General features: G+C 70.0%; 3 protein-coding genes. 1 reads left to right on the plus strand and 2 read right to left on the minus strand.

The genetic code is table 11. From position 1 onward, the window contains the following. Positions 1-138: 138 nt before the first annotated feature. Entirely contained in the window at positions 139-525 is a 387-nt protein-coding gene (gene gloA, locus B8460_RS02375; RefSeq protein ID WP_048859969.1) for a lactoylglutathione lyase, read from the plus strand. A 123-nt stretch (positions 526-648) separates the two neighbouring features. On the opposite strand, the gene rpoH is transcribed toward gloA, so the two are convergent. Together rpoH and B8460_RS02385 are read right to left on the minus strand one after the other, a co-directional pair. Beyond that, positions 649-1,560: an RNA polymerase sigma factor RpoH gene (gene rpoH / locus B8460_RS02380; RefSeq protein ID WP_199445517.1), complete on the minus strand. Its 912-nt coding sequence runs from the start codon at positions 1,558-1,560 to the stop codon at positions 649-651. Between the two features lie 260 nt (positions 1,561-1,820). After that, positions 1,821-2,777, minus strand: a 957-nt coding sequence (locus B8460_RS02385) for an RluA family pseudouridine synthase (RefSeq protein WP_048859970.1), incomplete at its 5' end; no start/stop codon positions are given.

Here is a 2,777-nt window from a genome sequence, read left to right on the forward strand (position 1 = left end):
GCGCGGCATCGCCGCCTCGGCCGGGGGAGCGCTGCTGGTGGAGCGGGCCGCCACCGTCGCCGCGGCGGACGCCGCAGGGGTGTTCCTGATCGGCCTGCCACCCGATATGTCCGCGACGGCTGAACGAGAGGACACCGCATGAGCCGCTTTCTGCACACCATGCTGCGCGTCGGCGATCTGGAACGCAGCGTCGATTTCTACACCCGCATCCTCGGCATGAAGGAGCTGCGGCGGCGCGACGTGCCGGACGGCAAATACACGCTCGCCTTCGTCGGTTACGGGGACGAGGACAGCAATGCCGTCATCGAGCTGACGTACAACTACGGCACCGCGCAGTACGAGATGGGCACCGCCTTCGGGCATCTCGCGATCGGCGTGCCGGACGTGGCGGCGGCGTGCGAGCAGGTGCGGCGCGGCGGCGGCAAGGTGGTGCGCGAGGCGGGACCGGTAAAGTTCGGCACCACCATCATCGCCTTCATCGAGGACCCGGACGGCTACAAGATCGAGCTGATCCAGCGCGACTGAAACGCGCGAGCCCGCCGCGCGCGAAAACGGCGGACCGCGTCGCCGCGGCCCGCCGTATTTTGCCGTCCCGGCCCGCGCGATCGGGCCTGGGTGTTTGATCCGCTTGTCGCGACCCGCTCCGGCTTACGCCAGGGCGGGCTGACCCGCGAGGCCGGCGGACGAGGCCATGCGCCGCTCCGCGATCTGCTGCTTCATCGCCTTCTGCAGCTTCTCGAACGCCCGCACCTCGATCTGGCGCACCCGCTCGCGCGAGATGCCGTATTGCTGGCTCAGATCCTCGAGCGTGGTCGGGTCGTCCTTCAGCCGGCGCTCGATCAGGATATGGCGCTCACGCTCGTTCAGGCCGCGCAGCGCTCCGTTCAGCAGCGCCTTGCGCCCGGTCATCTCCTCGCGCTCGGCGATGGTCGATTCCTGGCTCTCCGACTCGTCGACCAGCCAGTCCTGCCATTCCCCCTCGCTGTCGGCGCGGACGGGTGCATTGAGGCTGTGGTCCGGCGCGGCGAGGCGGCGGTTCATGCTGACCACGTCCTGCTCCGGCACGTCGAGCACGCGGGCGATCTTCGCCACCTGCTCCGGCTGGAGGTCGCCGTCGTCGATCGCCTGCATCTGGCCCTTCAGCCGGCGCAGGTTGAAGAACAGCTTCTTCTGCGCGGCCGTGGTGCCCATCTTCACGAGCGACCAGCTGTGCAGGATGTATTCCTGGATGGCGGCGCGGATCCACCACATGGCATAGGTGGCGAGGCGGAAGCCGCGGTCCGGATCGAACCGCTTCACCGCCTGCATCATGCCGACATTGCCCTCGCTGATGAGCTCGCCTACCGGCAGGCCATAGCCGCGGTAGCCCATGGCGATCTTGGCGACCAGACGCAGATGGGAGGTGACAAGCTTATGCGCCGCCTCCATATCCTCGTTGTTGCGCCAGCGGCGCGACAGTTCCAGCTCTTCCTCGGCGGTGAGCATCGGGAACTTGCGGATCTCCTGGAGATACCGCGACAGGTTACCTTCGGGAGCGATATTGATGATGGCGGACGCCATGAGCAGCTCCTCTCGTCTGACAGCCGTCGACTGACCCTTATACGGCGCCAAAGCCCGGCCGGTTTCGGTTTGGACAGGTGCGAGCGCGAATAACGGTTATACGTCCCGGAGAAAGGTCCCCGCAGGCGACCCGCCACCCCGGACGGCCGATCCGGCCGCACGCCCGCCGCCGGAAACGGTGGTGTTTATACCGGACCGGGCTAGTCCAGTCAATTCCCTAGTGGCGCGGTCAGGAATATGGACGCTGCATTGCAGCGCGTTCATCCGGCGTCGTCGAGGGCGGCGACCAGCGCGGCCATGTCGGCGGGCGGCGGCGTCTCGAACGACAGCGCGACCCCGGTGCGGGGATGGGCGAAGCCCAGCAGGCGCGCGTGCAGCGCCTGCCGCGGGAAGTCGAGCAGCCGGTCGCGGATCGCCGGCGCCACCGACCGTGCGGCGCCCGGCACGCGGCGGAGATAGACCGGATCGCCAATGACCGGCGTGCCCGCCTGGCTCAGATGGACCCGTATCTGATGCGTCCGCCCGGTCGCGAGGCGGCAGCCGACCAGGCTGGCCCCCACGCCCCATGCGCGCTCGGTCCGGTAATGCGTCAGCGCCGGCTTCCCGCCCGGCGTCACCGCCATGCGCTTGCGGTCGCGCGGATCGCGCCCGATCGGCCCGTCATGACTGCCCGCCGCCGGCGACGGGACGCCCCAGCAGAGCGCGACATAGGCCCGGTCGAGGTCGCGCGCGGCGAAGGCGGCCGACAGACGGGCCAGCGCCTGCTCGGTCTTGGCGACGACCATCACCCCGGTCGTGTCCTTGTCCAGCCGATGGACGATGCCCGGCCGCCGTTCGCCGCCGATCCCCGGCAGGGTGTCGCCGCAATGGGCGAGCAGGGCGTTGACCAGCGTGCCGTCGGCATTGCCGGGCGCCGGGTGGACGACCAGCCCGGCCGGCTTGTCGATCACGAGGAGGTCGGCATCTTCGTACAGGATTTCGAGCGGGATCGCCTGCGGGGCGGGGATCGCGGCGACCGGCGGCGGCAGGTCGAGCGTGTAGGTCGCCCCCGGCCGGACCGGCTCGGCCGGCTCGCGCAGGGGCGCGTCGTCCCGCCGCACCAGCCCCGACTCGATCAGTGCCTTGACGCGGGAGCGCGACATCGTGCCGATGGCCTCCGCGAGGAAGCGGTCGATCCGTCCGCCGGCCGCGTCCGGTCCGGCGGTGACGGCGTGCGT

The sequence above is a fragment of the Acidisphaera rubrifaciens HS-AP3 genome (assembly GCF_000964365.1).
Classification (GTDB): Bacteria; Pseudomonadota; Alphaproteobacteria; order Acetobacterales; family Acetobacteraceae; genus Acidisphaera; species Acidisphaera rubrifaciens.